19 protein-coding genes and 1 pseudogene are annotated in these 23415 nt (G+C 70.5%); 11 read left to right on the top strand and 9 right to left on the bottom strand.

Going from position 1 to position 23415, the window contains the following annotated elements; genetic code table 11:
• Window positions 1-165: 165 nt before the first annotated feature.
• The 8 genes from ACWD4B_RS11055 to ACWD4B_RS11090 form a co-directional block, all read right to left on the bottom strand.
• Window positions 166-1056 carry a M48 family metalloprotease gene (locus tag ACWD4B_RS11055; protein WP_451420466.1) on the bottom strand — a complete coding sequence of 297 codons (891 nt, stop codon included), beginning with the start codon at window positions 1054-1056 and terminating at the stop codon, window positions 166-168.
• A 516-nt stretch (window positions 1057-1572) separates the two neighbouring features.
• Window positions 1573-2109, bottom strand: coding sequence for a Pycsar system effector family protein (locus ACWD4B_RS11060; RefSeq protein WP_451420467.1), 537 nt, complete (start codon window positions 2107-2109; stop codon window positions 1573-1575).
• Complete coding sequence (locus ACWD4B_RS11065; RefSeq protein WP_451420468.1) at window positions 2106-3287, bottom strand: PE-PGRS family protein; 1182 nt, start codon at window positions 3285-3287, stop codon at window positions 2106-2108. The genes ACWD4B_RS11060 and ACWD4B_RS11065 overlap by 4 nt, the downstream gene beginning before the upstream one ends.
• The gene (locus ACWD4B_RS11070) at window positions 3284-5683 is read right to left on the bottom strand and encodes a hypothetical protein (RefSeq protein WP_451420469.1); all 2400 of its coding nucleotides are present in this window, start codon (window positions 5681-5683) and stop codon (window positions 3284-3286) included. The genes ACWD4B_RS11065 and ACWD4B_RS11070 overlap by 4 nt, the downstream gene beginning before the upstream one ends.
• The gene (locus ACWD4B_RS11075) at window positions 5680-6552 is read right to left on the bottom strand and encodes a hypothetical protein (protein WP_451420470.1); all 873 of its coding nucleotides are present in this window, start codon (window positions 6550-6552) and stop codon (window positions 5680-5682) included. The genes ACWD4B_RS11070 and ACWD4B_RS11075 overlap by 4 nt, the downstream gene beginning before the upstream one ends.
• A 156-nt stretch (window positions 6553-6708) precedes the next feature.
• Complete coding sequence (locus tag ACWD4B_RS11080; protein WP_451420471.1) at window positions 6709-7392, bottom strand: Crp/Fnr family transcriptional regulator; 684 nt, start codon at window positions 7390-7392, stop codon at window positions 6709-6711.
• A gap of 171 nt (window positions 7393-7563) precedes the next feature.
• On the bottom strand, window positions 7564-10806 hold the full coding sequence (locus ACWD4B_RS11085; RefSeq protein WP_451420506.1) for an AAA domain-containing protein: 3243 nt from the start codon (window positions 10804-10806) through the stop codon (window positions 7564-7566).
• A 456-nt stretch (window positions 10807-11262) separates the two neighbouring features.
• Window positions 11263-13539, bottom strand: coding sequence for a helix-turn-helix domain-containing protein (locus tag ACWD4B_RS11090; RefSeq protein ID WP_451420472.1), 2277 nt, complete (start codon window positions 13537-13539; stop codon window positions 11263-11265).
• Between the two features lie 178 nt (window positions 13540-13717).
• Between ACWD4B_RS11090 and ACWD4B_RS11095 the strand changes: the two genes are divergently transcribed.
• The 8 genes from ACWD4B_RS11095 to ACWD4B_RS11130 all read left to right on the top strand — a co-directional run bounded on the left by ACWD4B_RS11095 (window position 13718) and on the right by ACWD4B_RS11130 (window position 19408).
• The gene (locus ACWD4B_RS11095) at window positions 13718-14833 is read left to right on the top strand and encodes a BTAD domain-containing putative transcriptional regulator (protein ID WP_451420507.1); all 1116 of its coding nucleotides are present in this window, start codon (window positions 13718-13720) and stop codon (window positions 14831-14833) included.
• The gene (locus ACWD4B_RS11100; protein WP_451420473.1) at window positions 14830-15492 is read left to right on the top strand and encodes a DUF6585 family protein; all 663 of its coding nucleotides are present in this window, start codon (window positions 14830-14832) and stop codon (window positions 15490-15492) included. The genes ACWD4B_RS11095 and ACWD4B_RS11100 overlap by 4 nt, the downstream gene beginning before the upstream one ends.
• Before the next feature lie 126 nt (window positions 15493-15618).
• Entirely contained in the window at window positions 15619-16374 is a 756-nt protein-coding gene (locus ACWD4B_RS11105) for a PE-PPE domain-containing protein (protein ID WP_451420474.1), read from the top strand.
• 340 nt (window positions 16375-16714) lie between these two features.
• A complete protein-coding gene (locus ACWD4B_RS11110) occupies window positions 16715-17122 on the top strand; it encodes a cell division protein SepF (protein ID WP_336412701.1) in 408 nt (135 codons plus the stop codon).
• Window positions 17123-17146: 24 nt separating this feature from the next.
• Complete coding sequence (locus ACWD4B_RS11115; RefSeq protein ID WP_451420475.1) at window positions 17147-18322, top strand: AAA family ATPase; 1176 nt, start codon at window positions 17147-17149, stop codon at window positions 18320-18322.
• 11 nt (window positions 18323-18333) lie between these two features.
• Complete coding sequence (locus ACWD4B_RS11120; protein WP_451420476.1) at window positions 18334-18474, top strand: hypothetical protein; 141 nt, start codon at window positions 18334-18336, stop codon at window positions 18472-18474.
• Window positions 18471-18830, top strand: coding sequence for a nucleotide pyrophosphohydrolase (locus ACWD4B_RS11125; RefSeq protein ID WP_451420477.1), 360 nt, complete (start codon window positions 18471-18473; stop codon window positions 18828-18830). The genes ACWD4B_RS11120 and ACWD4B_RS11125 overlap by 4 nt, the downstream gene beginning before the upstream one ends.
• Before the next feature lie 119 nt (window positions 18831-18949).
• Complete coding sequence (locus ACWD4B_RS11130; protein WP_336412698.1) at window positions 18950-19408, top strand: DUF6099 family protein; 459 nt, start codon at window positions 18950-18952, stop codon at window positions 19406-19408.
• A 23-nt stretch (window positions 19409-19431) separates the two neighbouring features.
• Here the strand turns inward: ACWD4B_RS11130 and ACWD4B_RS11135 are convergent, their stop codons facing one another.
• Window positions 19432-19674 carry a hypothetical protein gene (locus tag ACWD4B_RS11135; RefSeq protein WP_336412697.1) on the bottom strand — a complete coding sequence of 81 codons (243 nt, stop codon included), beginning with the start codon at window positions 19672-19674 and terminating at the stop codon, window positions 19432-19434.
• A 247-nt stretch (window positions 19675-19921) separates the two neighbouring features.
• Between ACWD4B_RS11135 and ACWD4B_RS11140 the strand changes: the two genes are divergently transcribed.
• From ACWD4B_RS11140 to ACWD4B_RS11150, 3 genes and pseudogenes are all read left to right on the top strand, one after another.
• A complete protein-coding gene (locus tag ACWD4B_RS11140; protein WP_451420478.1) occupies window positions 19922-20845 on the top strand; it encodes an LLM class F420-dependent oxidoreductase in 924 nt (307 codons plus the stop codon).
• A 58-nt stretch (window positions 20846-20903) separates the two neighbouring features.
• Window positions 20904-21842 (top strand): homocysteine S-methyltransferase, encoded by a 939-nt coding sequence (gene mmuM, locus ACWD4B_RS11145; protein WP_451420479.1) that lies wholly within the window; start codon window positions 20904-20906, stop codon window positions 21840-21842.
• A 127-nt stretch (window positions 21843-21969) separates the two neighbouring features.
• Window positions 21970-23292: pseudogene (locus ACWD4B_RS11150) on the top strand (AAA family ATPase); the annotation flags it as partial.
• Between the last annotated feature and the right edge of the window lie 123 nt (window positions 23293-23415).

Below are 23415 nucleotides of genomic sequence, written 5' to 3' on the forward strand. Positions count from 1 at the left end.
CGTATGATGACCATTCAGATATAGGGGCACGTATTGAACTTGTCAACGCGCCGCAGCTCCTCTGGAGAAGGGCAGGGGAGCGTGGGCGGCGCCGCAAGCACTGTGCTGCACTAAGTCAACTTGTGCCTATGTTGCTGCCCGGAATACCAACTACCGCCGCCCAGACTACGTCTGGCCACCGGCAGCCTCACCCCGCTGCAAGTGCAGCAACCGAGCCTCGAAGTTCGTGTGCGCATTCCTCCCCGCCAGGTGGCCGCCCTGGTGTGCCGCGCCCGGTGGCGGAATGCCTGGGCCGGACCGGGCCTGGTGTTCTGCCGCCAGGACCGACATGAGCTGGGAGCCGAAACCGAGGCCTGCGGCGTAGTCGTCCGCGCGGTGTTCGGCGCGGCGGTGCAGCCAGGCGATGAGCAGGGGGGCCGTTGTGACGGGCAGGACCAGCCACCACATCGATGCCTCGAAGGTGAGCGTGTACAGGAACCAGAGGATGAACAGCGACAGGCAGCCTCCGCAGGCCACGCCCGCTACGTTTTTCGACCTCAGGAGCCCGGTCAGGCCCGCCAAGATCCATCGCCCCACCGTTCTGGCCGGCAATGCGTACCAGTCGGCGAGCATGGCCGCCCATGTGTGTCCGCCTACGTGGTGGCCCAGTTCGTGGGCGAGGATGGCCGCCAGCTGGGAGTTGGGCAGGCGGTCCATCGCATGCCGGGTGACAGCGACGATGTGGCCGGCCGCCGCCGTTGCGTTCAGTTCGGCACGTTCCTGGACCCACAGCACGTAGGTGCCCTGGCTTACGCCGGCGCGACGTGTCACCTGTTCCCACACTGTCCACAGCCGAGCCGCTTCTTCGGGTGTGGGCTGTCGCATGCCCAACAGGCGCTGTGCAATGGCCGCTTCGACGGTGTGGTTGAAGACCAAGGGGCCTGACAGCAGCCAGGCAAAGGTCATGATGAGTCCGAGCCCGGCATTGATCAGGGAGAAGGTGAACGTGACCACAGCGAGGCTGATCAGCGCGATCGGGAGCGTCATCAGCAGTTGTGAGAGGGCGGCGCCGTCCACTCCTCGCTGATGTGCCTTCAGGTGCCTTCGCCCCGACTGCAGTGCCAGGTCATCGTGGTCGACCGCGCCTGCCGGTGGGAAGGGCGGGAGGGGCGGGAGCGGTGGTGGTGCGAGTGCTTCCGGCGCGGTGTGGGGTGGATCGGCATACGGATTCGGGGGGTTGGCCGGGGGCTGTGGAGGAGTCCCCGGGTACCCCGGTGGTGCCGCCTGCGACTCGGTCACGGGTCCGCCCCCTGGGAGCGCGTCAACTGGGCGGCTTGCGACAGTCGTTGCTCCCTCGCCCGGGTAGGAGGGCAGGCCTTCACCCGGGTGCGGCGGAGGCACCGCCTCGCCCGGATACGCCGGAGGCACCCCTTCACCCGGGTACACCGGCGGCGACCCCGTCGGCGCCGGCATCGTCGGATACGGCGGCGGCACCTTCGGCGGGAAAGCCGAGGGCCCCTGTGCGTCGGTGCGGCCCTGTTCGGGCATGGCTGTACGTCTCCTGATCCTGAGGGTTGTCCACGTGCTCGGCGGTCAGCCGACGAGGAGCGCGACCGGCAGCAGCACCATCGCCGCCGTGAAACCGGCCATGCTCATGCGCAGCCACCAGTACTTGCCGACGACGATCCGGCTGTTCTCTGCGAGCGCCGACAGGAGTGCGGGCGCAGGAGCCCGCTCCGTTTCGTGCAGGGCCTCTTCCAGTGCCGTCGGCCCATAACCGGCCGCACTGCGGATGTCCGCGAAGTGAGTGAGCGGCAGGCCGGGTTGCCACCCGCGCGACCGGTAGCGCGGAATCACCGTCATCAGCAGCGAGAGCAGCGAAGCGAGGAAGCCGGCAGTGCCGGCCCACCACATGACCTGTCCGAGTGCCGAGAGGGACGTCGGGCGCCAGCTGCGGCCGGTAAGCACTGCGATCAGTCCGGACGCCGCCATGGCCTGCACCGCCACCAGTACGGAGCTCTTGGTGTCGGCCCGGGCGGCCTCCTGGCGCAGCTCCGCCAAGAGGCGCTCGGCCGTTCGCGATGCGGCTGCCGGAGCCGCAGCGGTGGGCTCCGGAGCGCCGGTCGTCATTGGTCCGAGGGAGTGCTCGGGGCCCGGTAGCCGAAGACAGGGCCTGCGGCGGGTGGGGCCGTGCTGTCCTGAGGAGCCGGAGGTTCGGCCCCGTCCTGCGCGTGCTGTGCCGGTGCCTCGACTGCGGGCAGATGGTCGGGCAGCGAGGGAGGACGCTTGGCGCTGAGGAACTGCTTGGCCAGGTTCACCGCCATCCTGCGCGTTTCGTCCATCTGGTGTTCCTCGAGGCCGCCCGGGGCCCCGCCGAGTGCCTGCAGGACGATGTCCATTTGGCTCTGCATGGTGCGCAGTTGGTCCTCGCGGAGGTTCTCCATGACGAGCCGGGTGTCCTCGGGGTGCCTGGCGAGCTGGAAGGCCATCGCGGTGGGCCCGCCCTGCTCCAGGTAGTACGCGTAGTACTGGATCTTCTGGGCCTCGATCTCGTGCAGTTCCAGTTCCTGTCGGCCCTGGAGCAGCTGCCGTTCGTGAGCGAGGTTCTGGTTCTGCAGTTCTACCTGGTGCTGCTGCTGTCCCTGGGCGAGTGCGCGCTGCGCCGTCAGCTCGTCCTCCCGCATCAGCAGGGCATGCTGGGGCTCGAGCTTCTGCCGCGCGAACTCCAGCTCGCGCAGTTGCCGTTCGTGTTCGAGGGTGGCCTCGTCCCGGCGGATCTGGATGCCGCACCGGACGTGCAGGCCGACCATCGCCCCCAGTTGTCCGGCGGAAGCGAGTGCCTGCTGCGCCTCCCGCTCCGCCGCCGCGCTGTCCGTCATCGCGTGCCGGTGCAGCACCGGCCGCACGGCGTCCTCGACGAGCCGCTGCACCATCGCGGGCACATGGCGTTCCCCGCTCGCCACGAAGCGGGCAGGATCCAGCACCTGCCAGCTGCAGCTCAGGGACACTTCGAAGAGGAAGGCATCGTTGCTGCTGGGCAGTGCGAGCACGGCTTCCGCGTCGTGCAGCCCCATGTCCACCTCGTACACGCTGGTCCAGCGGCGGGTGGCAAGTTCCGTGCGGCTCGGGCGGGTCGGCGGCAGAAAGGTGTCGAGTCCGCCCTGAGCCGTGGTGAAGACCAGTGCGTAGTCGATGCGCGTGGTGCGCAGGGGCTTGAAGCGCGACAGCTCCTGGATCATGACGACCGGGTCGACGATCTGCGAGTCGCGGTTGGCGTTCTGCTGCCACTGGGGCTGGTGGCTCATCATGGTGTTGCTACTCCTTGGAACGGTTCCGGGGCCGTCGGCGTGTGCGCAGGGGACAGGGTCCCGAGCAGCCGGAGGGCCACCGCAGGGGGAGCGGAGTCCGCCTCGCTCCGCAAGTTCTCCAGCAGATAGGCGAGGCGTTTCGTGTCCTCGACCGATACGGCAAGGAGCGGGAGCAGCTCCGCAAGGGCGCGTTCGGCGTCCGGGTCGTCGTCGGCCGCCCGGACCCAGCGGCGCATGGCCTCCAGGCCGGACGCGGAGGACAGCGGGTCGTTCAGGACGCTGCGCCACAGAGCGGCGAGCGACTGCCGGAGCAGCGCACCGGGGGTACCGGCCGTCGCCTCGGCCCTGCAGAACTGGTCGAGCAGCAGCGGGCGGCCCGCGTCACCGGCCGTGTCCGTCGGGCCGCAGGCGTGGACGACCGTACGCAGCGCGAACTCACGGGTCATGCCGCTGCGCGTCAACGGTACGAGTGCGGGCCACAGTTCGGCCGCAGCGCTGCCAGCCCCCTCGCCGTCGTCGTTCTGGCCGGCCGCGAGCAGTAACGTGGCTGCCGACTGGGCGAGTTCGTCGAGCTCCTCCGGCCAGGCGGGGGCCGTCTTGCCCCGCGTCTCCATGCCACGTACCGCGTCCTTGAGCGCCTCGACGGCCTCTACGGGGAACGCCTCCCCTACGAGTGCGTACGTGCGCACCGCCGTCCAGCGCAGCCGGTGATCGGGGGCGGTACACCACTCCCGCAGGATGCGCGGCACGTGGGGCGCGCCCAGGCGATGCGCGAGGGCGAGTGCGTTGGCGGCGGCCAGTCGGGCGCGGAACCGCTGTTCCACAGCCCAGGGACGGACGAGCAGGGCCATGGCCGACGGCAGGTCGGTCTGTGTCAGTACCGCTGCGGTGGAGGCCGCCCGGGTGCGTACGAGGGGACGGGGGTCGTCCGCCAGGCGGCGCAGCCAGGCCACGAGCGCCGGGCGGGCCGACGGGTGGCCGGTCCAGATCTCGCGGAGGAGCGTGATGGCCGTGTAGGGATCCCGGAACTGCACCTTCGTCTGGAGCACCGGGCCCCATTCGGTCTCCTCGGCCTCCTGGTACCGCTCGGCCTGGGCGTGTTCGACGCGCTGGGCGCTCGAGGTGCCGAAGACGGGGATGCAGGCCGGCTCCCCGGGATTCTCGATCCGTTGCAGCAAGCCGAAGAGGACGTCGCTCAGTTCGGCCGTGAGGGGATAGGCGGCCTCGTCGAAGGTCGCGAGTGCGATCAGGAACGCCTTGTCGTGCAGGCTCTGTTCGGTACCGTCGAACCAGGCCCGCACTTGCCGTTCGGCGGCGTAGTGACCGTAGGCGGCGAGATCGGGCAAGGACAGGGTCCCCTGGGCGTAGGCGGCGATCCGGTCGGCGAAGTTGGCCAGGTCGTTCACCGGCCTGCGGTGCCCCAGGACCGACTGCACCTCGGGGAGCGCGAGGAGCTCGTCGACGCCACGGTCCGCCAGGTCCTTGTGACGCAGGTGCCCGCGCAGCAGTTCGGCGGGCTCCGGCGGCTGCCATGCCACGTGCCCGAGCGCGCCGTGGATGACGGGATGGGGTCCGACCACGATGACCAGGTGGCTGTCTGCTGCTTGCAGCTTCTCGCTCAGGGCGAGTAAGTGGTGCTCACGCAAGGGACGTTCGGCTGTGGTGGGGAAGTCGTCGACGAGATGCCCGCACTTGTCGCGGAGTTCGCCCGCCAGGCGGCCCGGGGAGAGCGTCGGGTCCAGGGCCCGGTAGCCGGTCGAGCCCACGGCGCGCAGCAGCATGAGGGCCGCGGTCTGACGTCCGGTCGTCGCGGGGCCGGAGAGGATGGCGACGCGGTGCTCGCGGAGGCTGCTGAGTGCGAGGTCGAAGGGGCTGCCGGGTTCCCACTCGCCGTGCGCGGCGGGCCGGTGCCCCTCCTGACTCGGTGCGCCGTCCTCCGTAATCCGCGGAAAGACGAAGTGCCGGGCCAGCGCCTCGACTTTGTCGCCCCGGATCTCGCCGGACCTCTCCTCACCGTCGCCGCCCAGGTGGTACTCGATCTTGCTGCCGCCGAGGATCACGTCGCCGGTCACCTGGCCGCCGCTGACCCCGTGCTGGTCACCGCCGACGAGCGAGCCGCCCAGCTGTGCAGAGCGGCCGAGCATGAAGCGCGGGCTGTGGCGGTAGAGATCTTGACGGGAGTCCCAGGCGTACTCGGTTGCGCCCTCGGCGTTGTTGTCGTTTCCGTCCGAGCCGGAGCCGGAGCCGGAGCCGGAGCCGGAGCCGGAGCCGGAGCCGGGGTCGGGCGCGGTGTGCGCGTCAGGCGCCGGATCTGCCGGGGCAACCCCCGTGTGTCCCGGCAGATCGGCGGACTGTGCGGGCTGTGCAGCGTTCTGGTGCTCGTGCGGTGCGCTCACGACCGGCTCCCGTGCTCGGGCTGCTCGGGCCGGGCGTCGTCGGCGGGCTTGGCCGGGGCCGGTCCGGCGACGGATCCGCCGAGGACCACATTGCCGGTCACCTGGCCGCCGCTGACGCCGTGCTGGTCGCCACCGACCAGTGAACCGTGCACCACCGGGGCGCCGTGGAAGTGGAAGACTGCGCCCCCGCGTTGCTCCTGAGGCTGGGGAGGCTGGGGAGGCTGGGGCGACCGGGGCCGCTCCTGCGGCCTGGAGACGGGCGAGGGGGCGGCCGCCTGCTCAGCCTGGTCGGCCGGATGGAGCCAGGCCGACAGCACACCGTCCTTGACCTTCACATCCGTTCGCCGGAAGAGCTCCGGCCGGACCCCGTGATGGCCGTGACGGACGATCCCCTCGTAGACCGGGTCGCTCACCGCCAGGACGCAGCCCCGGTCCGTCTGCTCGGCGAGGGCGGTGCGCAGGGCGTCTGAGTCGAGCAGCCGGCAGGCCTGATTGAGGTCGTGCCCGACGAGCCCTCCCGTGGTGCCCGCCTGCGGGTCGTGAGCGACCTCGCCCGCGGCGAGCACCATCCGCAGTCGCATCTGCGCGCTGACCGATGCCAAGCGGTTGTGGTCGTGGAGGAGTTCGGGTGTGACGGTGATGAGCGAGCGGAGGACCGCGGTCTTGGCCACGTCTCCGCTGATGAGCACGATCAGACCGTCACCGCGGTCCTCACGGTACTGCTGGGTGGCCTCGGCACCCGCAGCCTCCAATAACTGGTCGACGACCGTGTTCAGGGTGCGCCGGAGGACGGCCTGCACCACGTCGTCACCGCGGCTGAACCGCTCAATGTCGAGGAGCAGGATGGTCCGGTTGACAGGCTCGCGCATGGTCGCCTTCCACTGGAGATGCAGGCCGGTGAAGGCCTTCGGGACACCGAAAAGGTGCCACCGGAACCGAGTTGGAGGCGATGGAACCTAGCACACTCCGAATGTGACCATGTGCACACAACGGAACCTGCATACCGTGCAGGCCCCGGACGCGCTTCACCGGTACTCCTGGCCCGCCATCCTCCGCAGCACGTCCGGTCGCACCACCACCAGACCCCGCCGCCCGGTGCGCACGATGCCGCGCTCCCGCAGCCCCTTCAGCAACCGGGCCACCGCTTCCCTTGAGGCGCCCACCGAACCGGCCAGCTCGCTCTGGGTTAGCCCGGGCGTCAGCTGTACTCCGTTCTCCGTGTCCTCCCCGTGGCTGTCGATCAGTTCCAGCAACAACAGGGCCAATCGCTCCTGCACGTTCAGGGCCGCGTACTGCACGCGTCGACGGTCGCTGTCACGCATCCGGTCCGCAGTCAGCGTCAGCAACTTCCGCGAAATGCCAGGTCGGTCATCGAGGAGCCTGCTGAACCGGTCGGCGTCGACGGCCAGGGCCTCGACCCGTCCCAGCGCCGTCACGGTCGCCCCTCTGGGACGTCCGCTGAGTACGGCCCCTTCCCCGACGATGTCGCCGGGACCCCGCAGCGCCAACAGCGCCTCGTAGCCGTTCGCGGCCGCCGAGGTCACCTTCGTCCAGCCGGACAGAAGGATCAGTGCGTGTGCCGAGGGCTCATGCTCCTGAAGCAGCACCTGCCGTACGGCGAAGGTGAGAGGTGTCCCGCTCTCGAAGAGGGCCTGCCGGTCCTCGGCATCCAACCGGACCACGAAGGGAACCCGGTCCTCGAACTTCATCAACGGCCTCTCCCGCCCACCGACTTTCCAACGATGGGAAGTATCCGGCAAAGCCCCTACTGCACACCGGCGTCATCGAGGAAAGGATGTTCGATTCATTGGTCCTCCCTACGGGGCCTGAGCTGCAGCGGTGACCGGGGGTGCAGGGCTGCGCGCAGCGGATCCCGGACCTCAGGGCCTGCCGCCGGCCAGCTGGATGTTCTGATTCCAGGCGTTGCTGCGGCCCGACGGGCCTGTCTTGCAGGTGGTGTCGTAACAGCGCCAGAACCAGGTGCCGTTCGTCCGGCGGCGGAGTTCGATGCTTCTGCCGCCGCAGCGGCCGCACTTCGGCGGGCGGGCGAACAGCTCGGCGTGCTGCTGCTGAAGCAGCTTGCGTGCGAAATGGCCGCCGTGCATGGTCAGCATCACCTCACGGGTCCAGCTCTGGGACAGCGCATTGAGGCTGCCGATCATTACGGTCCGTTCGTCGATCACCACGATCTTCTGGTGCATGACGTTGACGGGGACGACTGTGTCCACCACAGCCCGGAGGTCCGCGATCAGCGCCTGGTTGATCGGCCGGCTCTGAATCTGGTCCGTGTCGTCGCGCAGGAACACCGTGATCCGCACTCCGCGCTGGGCCGCGTCCCGGAGCAGGGGCAGGATGCTGCGTACCCGGTTCGCCACCCATGGGGCCCACAGCCACAGTGAGGTCCGTGCCGTGCGGATCTCGTCCTCGAAGGCCCTGAAGAACGCCAGCTCGTCCTGGATATCGGTCACTTCCACATGCCGGGCCAGGACATCGGCGAGAGCTGCTCCGAACCCGCCCAGCATCGGGTTGTCCTTCTGGGGCGGCGTGATCAGGTGTTTGGCCTGCAGGCGGCGCACTCCGGGGGTGTTGACCATCGCAGCCAGGTGTGTGAACACCTTGTCGTTCTTCGAGGACTCGATGCGCTGCCAGCTGGCAATGACGTACAGCCGCGTCTGGACGCGCGTGGCCGCGACGTTGAACAGGCGTACGCCATCCCGTTCCCAGTCGTTGGCCCCAGGCCCCCGACGCGCCAACGCCATCCAGAGTTCCCGGCTGTCTGCGCCCTCCACAGTGTCGAAGACGACCACGGGGAACTCCCGTCCCTGGAATCGGTGCGCCGTGCCCACCTCGGCCAGGGGGCCACCTCGGCCCTCGACATCCCGTAGAGCCTCCAGGGTCGTGTCCGCCTGAACCCCGTAGGGTGTGACGATCCCCGCCTCCTCGCCCTTCTCGCGGTGGTACTCCACCAGTGCTCTGGCGATCAGAGAACCCGCCGGCCACCAGCCGCTTCGGCTGCCGGTCAGGTGAGCCCTGGCCAGCTCATGCAGCCCGTCGGTGTCGACGATGACGATCTCGGGATCGTCCGGCGGCCTCGGCGCCGCAGCTTGTCTGCCGCCTTCCAGCACCCCGCCGTAGGCGAGCGTGTTGGCAAGGCGCATGACCGCTGGTCCGAAGCGGTGCTGCTGGAAAAGGGTGACGCAGGCCGGATGCCGCTGCGCGTCCTGCGGGTCCTGTATCCCACAGTGCTGGAAGACGTCGGGAAGCAGCCATCGCTTCACGTCCGGACGGTCCAGATCTTTGAGCCTCGACTCGATGACGGGACCGAGCTGCATGAAGTCACCGAGCAGTACTGCTGTGCATGTCGCCTTCGCCGTTGCGAGGATCACCTCGGGCAAGGTCGCAGCACCTGCTTCGTCGACCAGGACAACGTCGTACGGACCCTTGAAGACGGCCTTGTTGGTGCGGAAGCGGGCGAGGGTGGTGGCCACGAGCTTGGCACCTTTGATGATTTCGCCCTGCGCGTTGCGGGCGAGGCGTTCATACGCTTCCTGAACCTGCTGGAATTGCTCTTCCAATGAGGCCCGTTGCTCGCTGTCGACTGTCACCTGCGGCCGTATTCGCTCGGCTCGGACGTGGAGAGCGGGCCAGTCCTGTTGTTGGGCGTATGCGGTGAGGTCCGCCGCCTTCATGGTGCGCGTGGCGGCTTGTTCCCGTCGGCCGGACTCCTGCCGGCAGTTGGACTCGTGTTGTCTGGCGGACACTTGCCCCGCCTCCGCGGACCGGAGCGCGTTCCCGCGCGCAACGATCTCCTCTGGCTTGTGCACGATGGTCGCGATCAGCTCTGCCAGCTGCGTCTCCAGCGTGGCGATATGTGTGGTCGCCGTCGTGCGTGCGTCCTTCGCATCGAGGCGCTTACGGGAGATGTCCTTCTCGGCTGTGGCCAGCTGCTCGAGAAGTTCCTGCCGCTTGTCGCGGCTGCGCCATCGGGCCATGGACCCCTTGCTTTCCAGCGTCCGCAACTCCCCTTGAAGGTCACGGAGGCCGTCCTCGGCCATCAGGACATCGGCCTCTCTGCGTTCCGCTGCTTTCCGGACGCGGAGTTGCTCCTTCCGTAGCCGACTGACCTCGTCCCACTGGCGGCGTGATGCGTCTGTCTTGTCCCAGCGTGCCTGAGCCTCGATCGCCGCTGCGTCAGCGGCCTCCCGCGTCACCTCTGCCTCCTCGACCAGGGCCCGGCCCTCCGCTGCCCGGGCCTGGACGGATGCGAGATCCTGGCCGGGCGTGCGCAGCAGCTTCAGCGCCGCGAAGTACGCGGGCGAATCGAAGCGTACGAGCGCCGTATCCAGAGCTGCCAACTCCTCTCCGCGCGCACGGATGTCCACCAGCGCCGCCTCGATCTTGCGGCGCTGCTCGGCTGTCTCCGCGAGACGTTCACGCACCATCAGTGGCAGCGACACCTCCGGGTTGTCAGCGACCTCTCTCAGCTGAGGAGGGCCTACGCGGACGATGGCACCGGGACTGTGACGGTTCTCCTTGACGACACCCAGCAGGGCGTTGTCCACCGCGACGTTGGTGGCGGAGACCAGCAGAACCCGTTCGCCACGAGCGATGAGGTCACCGATGGCGCGCTTGAGGACCGTTGTCTTGCCCGTACCCGGCGGCCCCCAGATCAGATGGACTCCCTTGCCGAGGCAGGCGCGATAGGCATCGCTCTGGGCAGGGTGAAAGCCCGGAGGGTCAGGAGCCGGAGAAGACTCCCCGCCGATCACCCGCGCGGCCAGCGCAGCTGCCAGAGGAGCCTCGCCCAGCCCCGCGATGCCGTCGCGCAGTGCCTCGACGAGAAAGGTCGGGGGCTGCTTCAGCATCCACAGATACGGATCGGCGATGTCGGCGAACTCGGCGACCTTCAGTATGAGCAGGGAACCGTTCTGCACTGTCTCGGAAACGGAGAACCCGTCTGCCTCGATACCGTCCGACTCCGGGCCCGCGAGCCGCAGCCCGTCCAGCTGGTCCGGTCCGATGTCGGAGCCGCGCAGGTCGACCGCGTAACGGCCCGGCTCGCCGGTGCGGACCGCACGCCCGATCCGCTGCCAGCGGGCGGTCCTCCCAGCACCTCCCGTCATCGCGATCAATTCGCCTAGCGCCGTAGCGATCTCCTCGCGCCACCCCAACTGTCGCCGCCCCCGTTCCCCAGTCAGCTCGGCCCGAACCTACCCAGCGGGCAGCCGATATCGTCCCAGGGGCGCGGCTCGGTCGGGTGAAGACATGGTCATGACTGGGACCGACATCATGCAGAGGGACGTGCGTACTTCACCGCACGACCCCGCAGCCTTCGCGAAGGTGACGAAAACGCAGTCGGAGAGCCGAAGACAGGAATAGCCTGCGTGAGGCACTGCACGTGGGCCGGGACGCCCCGCAGTGCGGCGGAGGTGTCATGGGTGGGGAGCCAGAGGGGCCGGCATCCGTCAGAGAACTTGGGGGACCGGCCGGAGGGCAGCATCCGAGGGATCTGACCGGGCATCCGGAGGTAGCGAACGAGGAACGCCAAGGGGGTAGTAAGGTCCCGCCACCTCACCCCTTCACCCGCCGCCCCCATACCCCCGCGCCAAATACCCCTGCAGCCGCGCATGCCGGAACTGGTACACCGCCCCCGCCTGGCGCAGCACCCCCCGCTCGTAGGCGTCCTCCAGGAACGCCATGACCGACCACGGCAACCGCCCCGTCAACGGGAGCCAGATGCGGGAGAAGACCACCCATTGCCCCCAGGCCGTCAGGCCGAGCGAGTAGCCCAGGCCGCCGCCCAGGCCGCTGGCCATGCCCAGTTTGAGGGCTCCCGAGAGGTTCCAGTTGTACGCGCCCAGGAAGGCCGGCAGGTTGTGGATGACGACCCCGGAGCCGGAGCCGACCAGGAGGCCGAAGGCCGGGGCCCAGACGGCGAATTGGGTGATGACCGTCCGGCTGTTTTCGCGCAGGAGGCTTACCGGGTTGACGGCGGAGCGGATGTCCAGAGGGGTTTCCAGGAGGGCCAGGAGGGCGAAGGCCGGGCCGGCGCCCAGGGCGAAGACGGTTCCGAAGAAGACGCCGTTGGCTAGGGCGGCGCGTAGGCAGGATGTGAGGTCGGTGCCGTAGAGGACGTGGGACAGTCCGTCCAGGGCGCCGAAGCCGGAGCCGAAGGCGAGGCCGAAGAGCAACCCGATCAGCAATCGGTGGAGGGCTCTTCGTGCCGGCCTGCCCGTTCTGCCGAACAGTCTCATGCGCACGCTGGTCGGGGCCACCGCCGCGCCCTTGGCCGCGACCATGAACCAGTACGTGATCCCGAACACGAGCCCGGCGAAGAGCCCCGCCACCAGTCCGTCCAGGATCTGGAAGGACAGCATGTCGTTGATGATGCCGACGAGGACGTCGGTCAGGCCTATGACGACGCCTATCACCAGTGCCGTCACCAGCGTGCGCGTGGAGCGCCGCGCCGCACAACCGAGGCGCCACCACTCCAGGTTGGGGGTGTCGAGCCGCGTCAGGTGGTCGGCGAGGTAGCCGAGCCAGTACCTGGCCCGTTCGGGGTCGAACTCGTGGTGCCGTCCGGGCCGCGGGCGGTAGACGGAAGTGGTGAAGTTGTCGAGGAGGTGGTCCTCCAGTTCCTCGGGGCTGCCGAACCGCCGGGTGTCCAGGAGCGCAGCCGGGTCCTGCCCTGGCGTGTCGCTGTAGACGGCGCGGGCGAGGGTGACCATCAGGGGAGTGGCCAGCACCACGGCGAGGTTGGCGGCGGCCCGGCCCTCCGGCCGTTCGCGCAGCTCGTTCAGCACCGGGTCCCAGGCGGTCGCCGTGGGGTCCCCGCCGCGGGACTTGCGCGTGGTGCGCGGCAGGTAGTCCGCCAGGTCGTCCAGGGCGAGATCGGTCAGCTCCACTGCCGCGGCGGCGGTGAGCACGTCCGTCTCCGCCACTGCCGCTTCGTACTCCTTCGGACGGCTCGTCAACAGCAGCGGAAGCGTGGTCGCGTTGAGCGACTCCAGCGCCGGGCGGCGCAGGCCGTCGGCTATCTCGTCGAAGCCGTCCAGTACGGGGAGCACCCGGCCCGTCTCGACCAGGACGGCCGCCAGGGTCGAGCCGCCCGGTGCCGCGGCCGCGAGACCCGGGTAGTCCCGTGTCAACTGCGCGGTCAGCCAGGCGCGGAACGTGATGACCGTGGGATCCCACGAGCCGATGCTGAAGATCACCGGTACGGCGTCGGCGCGGGTACGCGATTTCAGATAGTCGAGGACGAATCGGACGGTCAGTACTGTCTTTCCCGAGCCGGACCGGCCCAGTACCACCAGCCGGCCGGACGGGATTCTCCGGTACACGCCCACGATCTCGTCCAGCCGCCCGCTCAGGTCCAGCGGGCCCTGCGCACTCCCGGCAGGCAGGCGGCGGATGTTGGCCCAGTGGTCCGTCAACTCCTCGGGAACCGCCTGCCAGCGCACCGGCAGCGGGTACGGATCGTGGACCTGTCGCTGTTCCTCCTCGCGCTGCCAGCGGGCCGCCACCGCCTGCGCCAGTTGATCGGCGACGTCAGCGAGGGATTCGTCCAATGCTGAACTGGGCAGTGCTACGACCGGTTCGACCGTCGGCTCCGCCGGAGGCTCACCCTCCGCTCCCCGTCGCACCGCCGCCGCCAGCAACGCCTCGCGCTCCTCCGGCCCCAGCCCCAGCGCGTCGGCCAGCAGCCGCACCGTGGTCACCCTGGGGTCGGCGCGCTCGCCCGTCTCCAGCCCGCGGATGGTGCGCACCCCGACCTTGGCGCGCTCCGCCAAAGCCTCCTGGGTCATCCCCGCCCGGCGCCGCAGTTGCCGCAACAGCGTGCTGAACTCACTGCTCACAGGTTCCGACCTTCCCGCCCCGGACACGTCGATTTCCCCAGGTGAGGGACTCTATCGCGGCCACCGGCCGCATACGGCCGGTCCCTTGGCCTGTCCGTTTCCCGGCCTCGCGGCCAGCGTCGACGGCATGCGTCAGACCGCCCAGCACACCGAGCAGTCCGGAGCCCGGGGAGCCACGATGCCGACGACCGCAACCATCTCCCAGCCCACTCTTGCCCCCCTCACCCACCAAGAGCGCGAAGTGCTCTACGCAGTCGGCTGCGGCATGAGGGACGCCGAGATCGCCACCGCACTCTCCATCCCCCAGGACACCGTGGCCGGACACCTCGCGCGGATCCTCGCCGCCCTCGGGCTGCGCGACCGGGCCGCCGCCATCGTCCACGCCTTCGACTGCGGCCTCGTCACACCCGGCCGCGGCCCCCGCAGGCAGGCGCCGAACCTGGCATCGCGAGCCGTCGTCCGACATACGCCGGAACGACATATTCCGGAACGCCATGCTCCGGAACACCGCGCTCCGGAACCGCCGTTGCGGATATCCGTGCTCGGACCGCTCCAGGCGTGGCGCGGCGGGCAGCCTGTCGACCTCGGGCACCTGCGCCAGCAGTCCGTGCTCGCCGCCCTGCTGCTGTGCCCGGACCGGGCGGTCAGTCAGCAGGAACTGCTCGACGGGGTGTGGGGGATGGAGCCTCCCCTGACGAACGTGGTGCCCGTGTACATCTACCGGCTGCGCAAGATCCTGCGCAGCGGGGACAGCCCCGGTTCGGTGATCGAGCACAGCCGGTGCGGCTACCGGCTGCTCCCCGGCGCGGCCGAGGTGGACATGGCGCGCATGGAGGAGCTCGTCACCGCCGCCGGAACGGCCGAACGGGCCGGCGAACTGACCGAGGCGGTCCGCTTCTGCTCCCAGGCGCTGGGCCTGTTCCGCGGGGAGCTCCTGGCCGGCCTGCCCGGACCGTCGGCCGAGCTGGAACGGCTGCGGCTCACCGAGCGCAGGACCGCCCTCGCTCAACGCAAGCTGAACTGGCAGCTCCGGTTGGGCCGGCACACCGAGGCGATCGAGGAGCTGTGGGCCCTGACCGTGGCGCAGCCCCTGAACGAACCGGTCGCAGCGATGCTGATGCGTGCGCTCTACCTCGGCGGCCGACAGGCGGACGCGCTGACCGTGTTCGAGCGCACCCGCCGCCGGCTGGCCGACGACCTGGGCGTGTCCCCGGGCCAGTTGCTGCGCCGGACGCACCAGATGATCCTGCGCGGGTACGACGCCGGTCTCGGCCTCGCCGGAGCCACGCCGTGACCGGGGCGACGCCGCCGAAGCGCGGCGAGGAACTGCTGCTGGCGAGAATCTCCGCGGCGGCCGGCCGCGCGCACCTCGGCAGGCGGCGTGCCACCTACGCGGCACACGTGAACGGCACGGGGAAACGTCGGGGGATCCGTGGCCTGCCGGCCCTCGTCCGCAGCGTCCTGCCCTCCGCGACGAGGGCGAATCCGGACGCGCGGCTGGATCTGTACGAGCGCGGAATGACGGTCGTCGTCAAGGGGCGGATCCGTGTCCTCCGCTACGACACCACCTCCGTGTTCCGGCAGGACGGCACTTTCACGCTCACCGATGCCGACGGACAACGGATCACGCTGTCGCACGGTGCAGCGGAGGAATGGGCCCCGGAGATCCAACGGGCCGTCACCGATGCCCAACTGCCCCTGGCGCTCGCCCGCCTCGGCAAGGGAGAGCGGCTCACCTTCGGGGACGTCTGGCTGACCAGGGAAGGGGCCGGGATCGCGGGGGTGTCCGCGCGGTGGTCGCAGGTGCAACGGATCGAGATCCGGGACGGCACCGTCACCATCGGCGTCGCCGGGACGCGGAACGGGCCGGAGACCGCCGCGTCCGCGACCCCGAATCTCTTCGTCCTCCGGGCCCTCGTCGAGCACCTCCGGACGGAGGGCGGACACCCGTGACCCCGGCACCTGCAGGTTCATCGCGATTTCAAAGCCGTCACTAACGTCGATGGCGACTACAGCAGTTGAGTTTCCGCCGTGGCCGAACGTGATGTGACCGGACGTGACTGGAGGAGAAGCAAAGCAATGACTCTGGCCAGCAGATGGAAGAAGGCGACGGGTGCTGCCGGTGCGGCGGCGGCCATGATGGCTGCCACCGTTGTCGCCGCACCCGCCGTCCACGCGGATCCGGTGCACCACTACTACCTAGAGGTGGGCGGCACCGGCTCGGCGGCATCGGCGCCCGACTGCACGACCACGTACACCTTCGCCAACAAGCACCTCAACGGCGGTATCCCGGTGCCGGTGTGCTACCCGGCGAGCGCCGGCCCCTGGCTCAACGGCCGCAACGTCCCGGACGTGACCGCGCCCAGCTTCGACGCGAGCGTGCGCGAGGGGTACCGCAATCTGCTGACCGCCGCGGAGGACACGTACCACCGCGACCCCGGCGCCCGCTTCACGATCGTCGGCTACTCCCAAGGCGCGCAGATAGCCGACCAGGTGCTCCAGAAGATAGCCGCCGGCGGCACCGGCATACCCCGCTCGCAGGTGAACGGCATGCTCTACGCCGACCCCATGCAGCCCGGCACCGGCATCTGGGCCCGGGTGCCGGACGGCTGGGGCGCCCTGGGATTCACGTCGCCCGGCGCCGGCCCTGCGACGTTCGACGGCGTTCCGGTGCAGCGGTTCTGCATCCGCACCGACGGCGTGTGCGACGCCACGTCGGTCCAGTCCGTCGGGGGCTTCCTGGTCCAGCACCCCAAGTACTGGCAGGATGGCAACGTCATGACGCAGACCATCGGGCACGACGGCGGTGACGGAGTCGTCTGGTACGACTCCTGATCACCCCTTGCCCATCCTTGAACGCCCCCTCCCAGAGCTCCGTAATTCGGGGGATTGCGGGGGAACGGTCCGACCGGTGCAGCCCCGGTCGGACCGTTCGTTTGGGACCCGCCGCACAGTCCTGTGGGGGCATGTGGGACGCTGCTCCACTGATGAACCGACTGTGCGGAGTACGCCCCGTCAGGTGTCGCTCCATCAACAGCCGCTGTCGACAGCGGAGGTGACGCGCCCTCGCGGCGGAGCGCTTCCGCACGGCGCGTGTCATTGGGCCGAATGGGGCCGGTTGTCCCTAGAATCGCGGGATGTACATAGTCAGCACGTTCCCCGGAGGGGTGAGCCGGTGAACAGGTCCGAGGCCACCGATGAGCAGTGGGAAGGGCTTGCCGAAGTGGTCCCGCTGCGCGGGCACCACGCCTGGCCGTCCTGGCCAGACCACAGGGCCCTGCCCGAGGAGGAGACGGGGCGCGACCGGCGGCGTCTGGTCGTTCTGCGCGTGCAGTTCTTCGCAGACATACGAGAGGTCGCCGAGCATTTGATGGATGCGGTGCCGGTGGTGCTCGACCTCACCAGTGCCGACACCGAGGTCGCCCGGCGGATTCTCGACTTCGCCAGCGGCGTGGTCTTCGGCCTGGGCTGCGGGATGCACCGGATCGACACCAACGTCTTCCTTCTCGCACCCGAAGGGACCGAGGTGGGGTCCGGGTACCCCGATCGTAGGAAGAGTGATCAGCTGAAACGGTTTGGCTGAACGGTCGCCGCATACGGTCCGGGCATGGACACACACCGTGCCCGACCGGCCGCCGTCTTCGAGCGGCCCACCGTCACCGAACTCCGGCTCTCCGCTTTCAAGTCCCACCGCAACGCCGTCTTCCCGCTTGCTCCGCTGACCCTCTTCCGGGGCGCGAGCGGCAGTGGCAAGTCCAGCGCCCTGCAGGCCTACGAGGCCCTCGCCCGGCTCGCCGGCGGCGACACCCTCGAAGAGGCCCTCGTCCCCGTGGCCGGCGGTGCCGGCGCGTGCGTGCCGCAGCACGCCAGGCCGGACGCCCAGGGGCGGCGCGGGTTCCGGATCGGCTGCACGGTCGAGGGGCCCGTGGGGCCGGTGAAGCTGGACGTGGCGGTGCAGGCCGAGCCCGAACTGCGCGTGGTGGGCGAACGGTTGACCGGTTCGGGGCGGACGCTGCTGTCCACGGCGCTGCGCGACCCGGAACAGCCCCGCGTCGAGGCCGCCTGGCACACGGCCGGGTCCGTGCCCGTCACCCGCGCACCCCTGCCCGACGACCGGCTCGGCACGGCGCTGCTGCCGCTGCGCGTCGCCGGCAAGACCGTGGGGCAGCGCATGGTGCTCGACGCGGCCGAACAGGTCCTGATCGCGCTGCGCTCGGTCTTCGCCTGCGACCCGCGTCCGGAGCTGATGCGCGCCCCCGTCGCCGCGCGCGACGGGCGGCTGCGCAGCGCCTGCGACAACGTCGCCGCGGTCCTGGGGCGGACCGGCAGCGAGTGCGTCACCCGGCACGCCGCGCTGGTGTCGGCGGCGGAGGCGGGGTGCCGTGGGCAGGTCGAGGGGCTGTCGGTGCAGGGACTGGAGGGCGGCTTCGTGCGGGCCGTCCTGGCCCGGAGCGCGGGGGCGGCCACGCCGCTGGAGCGGCTGGGCGACGGGGAGTTGCGGTACCTGGCGCTGTGCCTGGTCCTGCTGACCGGCCCCGGGGTGCTGGCCGTGGAGCCGGTGACCGAGGTGCTGCCGGCCCGCCAGGTGCTGACGGTGCTGGCGGACGGGCTGGACCGGTGCCTGGACCCGCGCCAGGCGCGGGAACTGCTGGAACTGGCGGGGCGGATGTGCCACCGGGGGCACATCCGGCTGGTGGGGACGGTGCGTGGGGAGGCGGGGGCGATGGCGGAGGAGGTGGAGGGAGCGTCGATGGTAGACCTGGGGTGTGATGGAAGACTGTGAAGAACCGGGACGTGACGGACGCGACGGACGTGACGGATGCCATGGGCACGACGGACGCGATGGGCACGACGGGTATGAGGGACGTGGCGAGTGCAGTGGTGTCGCCGACGGCAGCAGCGGCGGCAGCAGCGGCGGTGGCGCTGCGGACGTGAGGGCGCTGCAGCAGCGCCTCGCCGCGTTCGCCGCGGCGCGCGACTGGCAGCCGTTCCACACGCCCAAGAACCTTGCCGCGGCGCTGAGCGTCGAGGCGTCCGAACTGGTCGAGATCTTCCAGTGGTTGACGCCGGAGCAGTCGGCCCGGGTGATGACGGATGCGGGGACGGCGGCGCGGGTCGAGGACGAGGTCGCGGACGTGCTGGCCTACCTGCTGCAGTTCTGCGAGGTGTTGGGGATCGACGCGCTGGCCGCGCTCTCCGCGAAGATCGACCGCAACGAGCGGCGGTTTCCGGTAGGCGGGCGGGAGTCCGGTGCGGGCGGTGATCACGACGATCGTCACTCTCCGGAGTGATTGAGTTATCCACACCCGATTTGGTATCCACAGATTTCTGAATTCCCCTGGCTTTTCCGGCAGTTAGTCATCACTCTGGGTAGTGAGAGTGCGCAGTCGGAAAATGTGGGGGACGGGGCATGGACGCGGTGCGGCTGATCAAGTCCACGCAGGCCGCCCTGGCGCAGGCCAGGACGGTGCGCGAGATCGTGGTCGAGGCATGGCAGACACAGGCGCTGGCCGAGGCGATCGGCAGCCACCTGACGGTCCACGGGCCCTTCGAGGCCCGGGCCGCGGCCGGCGGCCTCAGCGAGGCGGGTGGCAGGGCCTCCGGCGCGCTGCGGCAGATCGCGCTGCGCGCCGGAGTGCTACGGGCGTCGCAGCTCTCCGAAGTGCGCGACCCGTGGCAGGCGTTGAGGGAACTGGGCGATCTCCTCGGCGAGGTGGGCATAGCCCTGGTGGGCGTCGCCTGCGCCTGCGAGGAGGATGCCGTGTACTGGCAGTGCATCGAGGCCATCGATGCCGCGGACGAGACCAGCGACCGGGTGGGCGCCCTGCTGAGACGGCTCGCCCTGCGGGAGCACGGGGGTGCCGCATGAAGCCCGCACGGCCGGGCGGCCGGTCAGCCCTCGGTGCGGTCCCCGGCCGCGGTGTCCGGGCCGGCGCCGCCCGCGTCGTGCGCAGGCTCCGCCCCGGGCGGGAAGCGCTGGGCCGAGGACTGAAGGTCGGCGTCGAGCTGCGACAGGTTGGCGTTCAGCGCTGCCATCAGCTCCTCCATCTGCTGCAGCAGGCCCTTCGGTGCATCCTGCTGCGGGGAAGCGGCCTCGCTCGGCACTGCCTCGTCGGGCACGGCTCCCTGGGTCATGGTGGCCTCCTCGGCCCCGGCCCTCCCGGTGCGGGCGGGCGGTGTTGCGGTCGTCGTCTCCGGCAGCGGACACCGGCGCGGGTGCCGGGCGGTCCGGCTCCGCCCGAGCCAACGATCACCGGGCGCGCCGGATACTGGCGGGCGGTCCGACAGTCGGCGGAGGTGACGGAAATTCACCCGACCGAGGTGGGCGGGGCGGGTCGGGTGCTGATCGGTTGACGCACGTTCGAGCAGGCAGGATGGAGGGATGGACCTGCGCATTTTCACCGAGCCCCAGCAAGGGGCGAGCTACGACACTCTGCTCACCGTCGCCAAGGCCACCGAGGACCTGGGTTTCGACGCCTTCTTCCGCTCCGACCACTACCTCGCCATGGGGTCCGCGGACGGTCTGCCCGGGCCGACCGACGCCTGGATCACCCTGGCCGGGCTCGCCCGGGAGACCCGCCGCATCCGGCTGGGCACGCTGATGACCGCGGGGACGTTCCGGCTGCCCGGGGTCCTCGCGATCCAGGTGGCCCAGGTCGACCGGATGTCGGGTGGCCGGGTCGAGCTGGGCCTGGGGGCGGGCTGGTTCGAGGAGGAGCACACCGCGTACGGCATTCCCTTCCCGAAGGAGAAGTTCGGCCGCCTGGAGGAGCAGCTGGCCATCGTCAGGGGCCTGTGGGAGACGGAGGTGGGCAGCACCTTCAGCTTCGACGGGAAGCACTACCGGCTCACCGACTCCCCGGCGCTGCCCAAGCCTGCGCAGGGCAGGGTGCCGGTGCTGATCGGTGGTCACGGGGCCTCGCGCACGCCGCGGCTGGCCGCGAAGTACGCCGACGAGTTCAACATCCCCTTCGCGTCCCTGGAGGACACGGAGCGGCAGTTCGGCCGGGTCCGGGCGGCGGCCGAGGCCGCCGGGCGCAAGGCCGACGAGTTGGTGTACTCCAACGCCCTGGTGGTCTGCGTCGGCAAGGACGATGCCGAGGTGGCCCGGCGGGCCGCCGCCATCGGCCGCGAGGTGGACGAGCTCAAGGCGAACGGCCTGGCGGGGTCCCCGGCCGAGGTGGTCGAGAAGATCGGTCGCTATGCGGCGGTCGGTTCCTCCCGGATCTACCTCCAGCTCCTCGACCTGGACGACCTGGATCACCTGGAGCTGATCTCCTCCCAGGTCATGTCCCAGCTGAGCTGAGCCCACGGCACCCCCGGAACCGAGGACAACCGAGGAGAACCGAGGAAAGGAGCACTCGATGCCCGCGCCCTCCATATCGCTCGCCGACGCCTTGGCGCGCGGCCCGCTCGTCCTGGACGGCGGGTTGTCCAACCAGCTGGCGGCGCAGGGCTGTGACCTGTCCGACGAGCTGTGGTCGGCCCGGCTGCTCGCCGACGATCCGCAGCAGATCGAGCAGGCGCACGCGGCGTATGTGAGGGCGGGCGCACGGGTGCTCATCACGGCCAGCTACCAGGCCACGTTCGAGGGGTTCGCCCGCCGGGGCAAGGGGCGGGAGGAGGCCGCGGCACTGTTGCGGAGCAGTGTCGCTCTGGCCCGGCGGGCGGCGTCCCGGGAGGAGGGCGAGGTGTGGGTCGCCGCGTCCGTCGGGCCGTACGGGGCGATGCTCGCGGACGGCAGCGAGTACCGCGGGCGGTACGGGCTGGGCGTGGCCGAGCTGGAGCGGTTCCACCGGCCGCGGGTCGCGGCGCTGGCCGCGGCCGGGCCGGACGTGCTCGCGCTGGAGACGGTGCCGGACGCCGTCGAGGCCGAGGCCCTGCTGCGGGCGGTGCAGGGGTGCGGGGTGCCGGTGTGGCTGACGTTCAGCGCCTCCGGGGAGCGCACCCGGGCCGGGCAGCCGCTGGCGGAGGCGTTTGCCCTGGCCGCGGGGAACGAGCAGGTGATCGCCGTCGGGGTCAACTGCTGCGATCCGTACGACGTGGGCCCCGCGGTGGAGACGGCGGCGCGCGTCACGGGCAAGCCGGTGGTGGTGTATCCGAACAGCGGGGAGGGGTGGGATGCGGCGGCGCGGGACTGGCAGGGGCGTCCCACCTTCGAGCCCGGGCTCGCCCGCGAGTGGGTGGCCGCCGGGGCGCGGCTCGTGGGCGGCTGCTGCCGTGTGGGGCCGGAGCGGATCGCGGCGCTGGCCGACGTGATCGGCGGCGGACCGGCCCCCGGCGGGGCACGGCCCGTGTCATAGGGTGGCCAGGGCGTGAGGTGATCTTCGCCGTCCTGCGCACCGTCGGCGCGGCCCGCCGTGCCCGTCGGGGCGCCGTCGTCACACCCGGCGCGCGACGACGGTGAGGCGGACAGGAGGGCGAGGCAGCATGAGTACGAGCGATGCCACGAGCGATGCGGGAGGCGTCCGCACTCCCCATGTCCTGTCCGTTCCCGAGCTGTGCCTGGTGGTGCTCGTCGGGGCTACCGGGTCCGGCAAGTCCACTTTCGCCGCACGGCACTTCAGGCCCACCGAGGTCGTCTCCTCCGACTTCTGCCGTGCCCTGGTCGGTGACGATGCGGACGACCAGAGTGCGAGTGCAGCCGCCTTCGAAGTGCTGCACTGCATCGTCGACAAGCGGCTGGCCCGCGGCCGTCTCACCGTCGTCGATGCGACCAACGTCCGGCCGGAGAGCCGCAAGGAGCTCCTCCGGCTGGCCCGTGAGCACGACGTGCCGCCCGTCGCCGTCGTCCTCGACGTCCCCGAGCACGTGTGCGCCGAGCGCAACGCCGCCCGCCCGGGCAGGGTCGCCCCGCCGCGGCAGGCCCTTCAGCGGCACCGGAGCGAACTGCAGCGCTCCCTGGGCCGGTTGGAGAGCGAAGGCTTCCGCCGTCGCGTGCACGTCCTGCGCGGCGCCGAGGAGATCGAGGCGGCCGAGATCGTCCGCGAGCGCAACCCGCACGATCTGCGCCGTCTCACCGGCCCGTTCGACATCATCGGCGACGTGCACGGCTGCCGCTCCGAGCTGGAGAGCCTGCTCACCGCGCTCGGTTACGCCCTCACCCGCGACGCGGCCGGCCGGCCCGTCGGCGCCGTCCACCCGGCGGGGCGCACCGCCGTGTTCGTCGGCGACCTCGTCGACCGCGGCCCGGACAGCCCCGGTGTGCTGCGCCTGGTGATGGGCATGGTCGCCGACGGTCACGCCCTGTGCGTCGCCGGTAACCACGAGAACAAGCTCGGCCGCCGTCTCGACGGCCGCGGGAACACGGCCGCGAACGGCCTCGCCGAGACCCTTGCCCAGCTGGACCGGGAGAGCCGACGGGATCCGGAATTCCGCGGGCGGGTGCGGGAGTTCGTCGATTCGCTGGTCAGCCACTACCTCCTCGACGACGGTCGCCTCGTCGTCTGCCACGCCGGGCTGCCCGAGAAGTACCACGGCCGCACGTCGGGCCGGGTCCGTGCGCACGCCCTGTACGGCCGGACCACGGGCGAGACGGACGAGTACGGCCTGCCCGTGCGCCACCCGTGGGCCGAGGACTACCGCGGCCGCGCCGCCGTCGTCTATGGCCACACCCCGATGCGCACGGCGACGTGGCTGAACAACACCGTCTGCCTGGATACGGGAGCCGTCTTCGGCGGTCGCCTGAGTGCTCTGCGCTGGCCCGAGCGCGAGCTGGTGGACGTTCCTGCGGAACGGGTCTGGTACGCGCCGGGGCGCGGCAGCGCCCTGTAAGGGGCGCGAAGATCCACCGGACTCGCCCCGGGGCGGCAGCCGTGCGGCACTCCGTGCCGTCCATGCCGAGTATTCACCCCGCTCCGGGGCGAGGATGGAGGC

The organism is Streptomyces sp. NPDC002536, assembly GCF_053594995.1.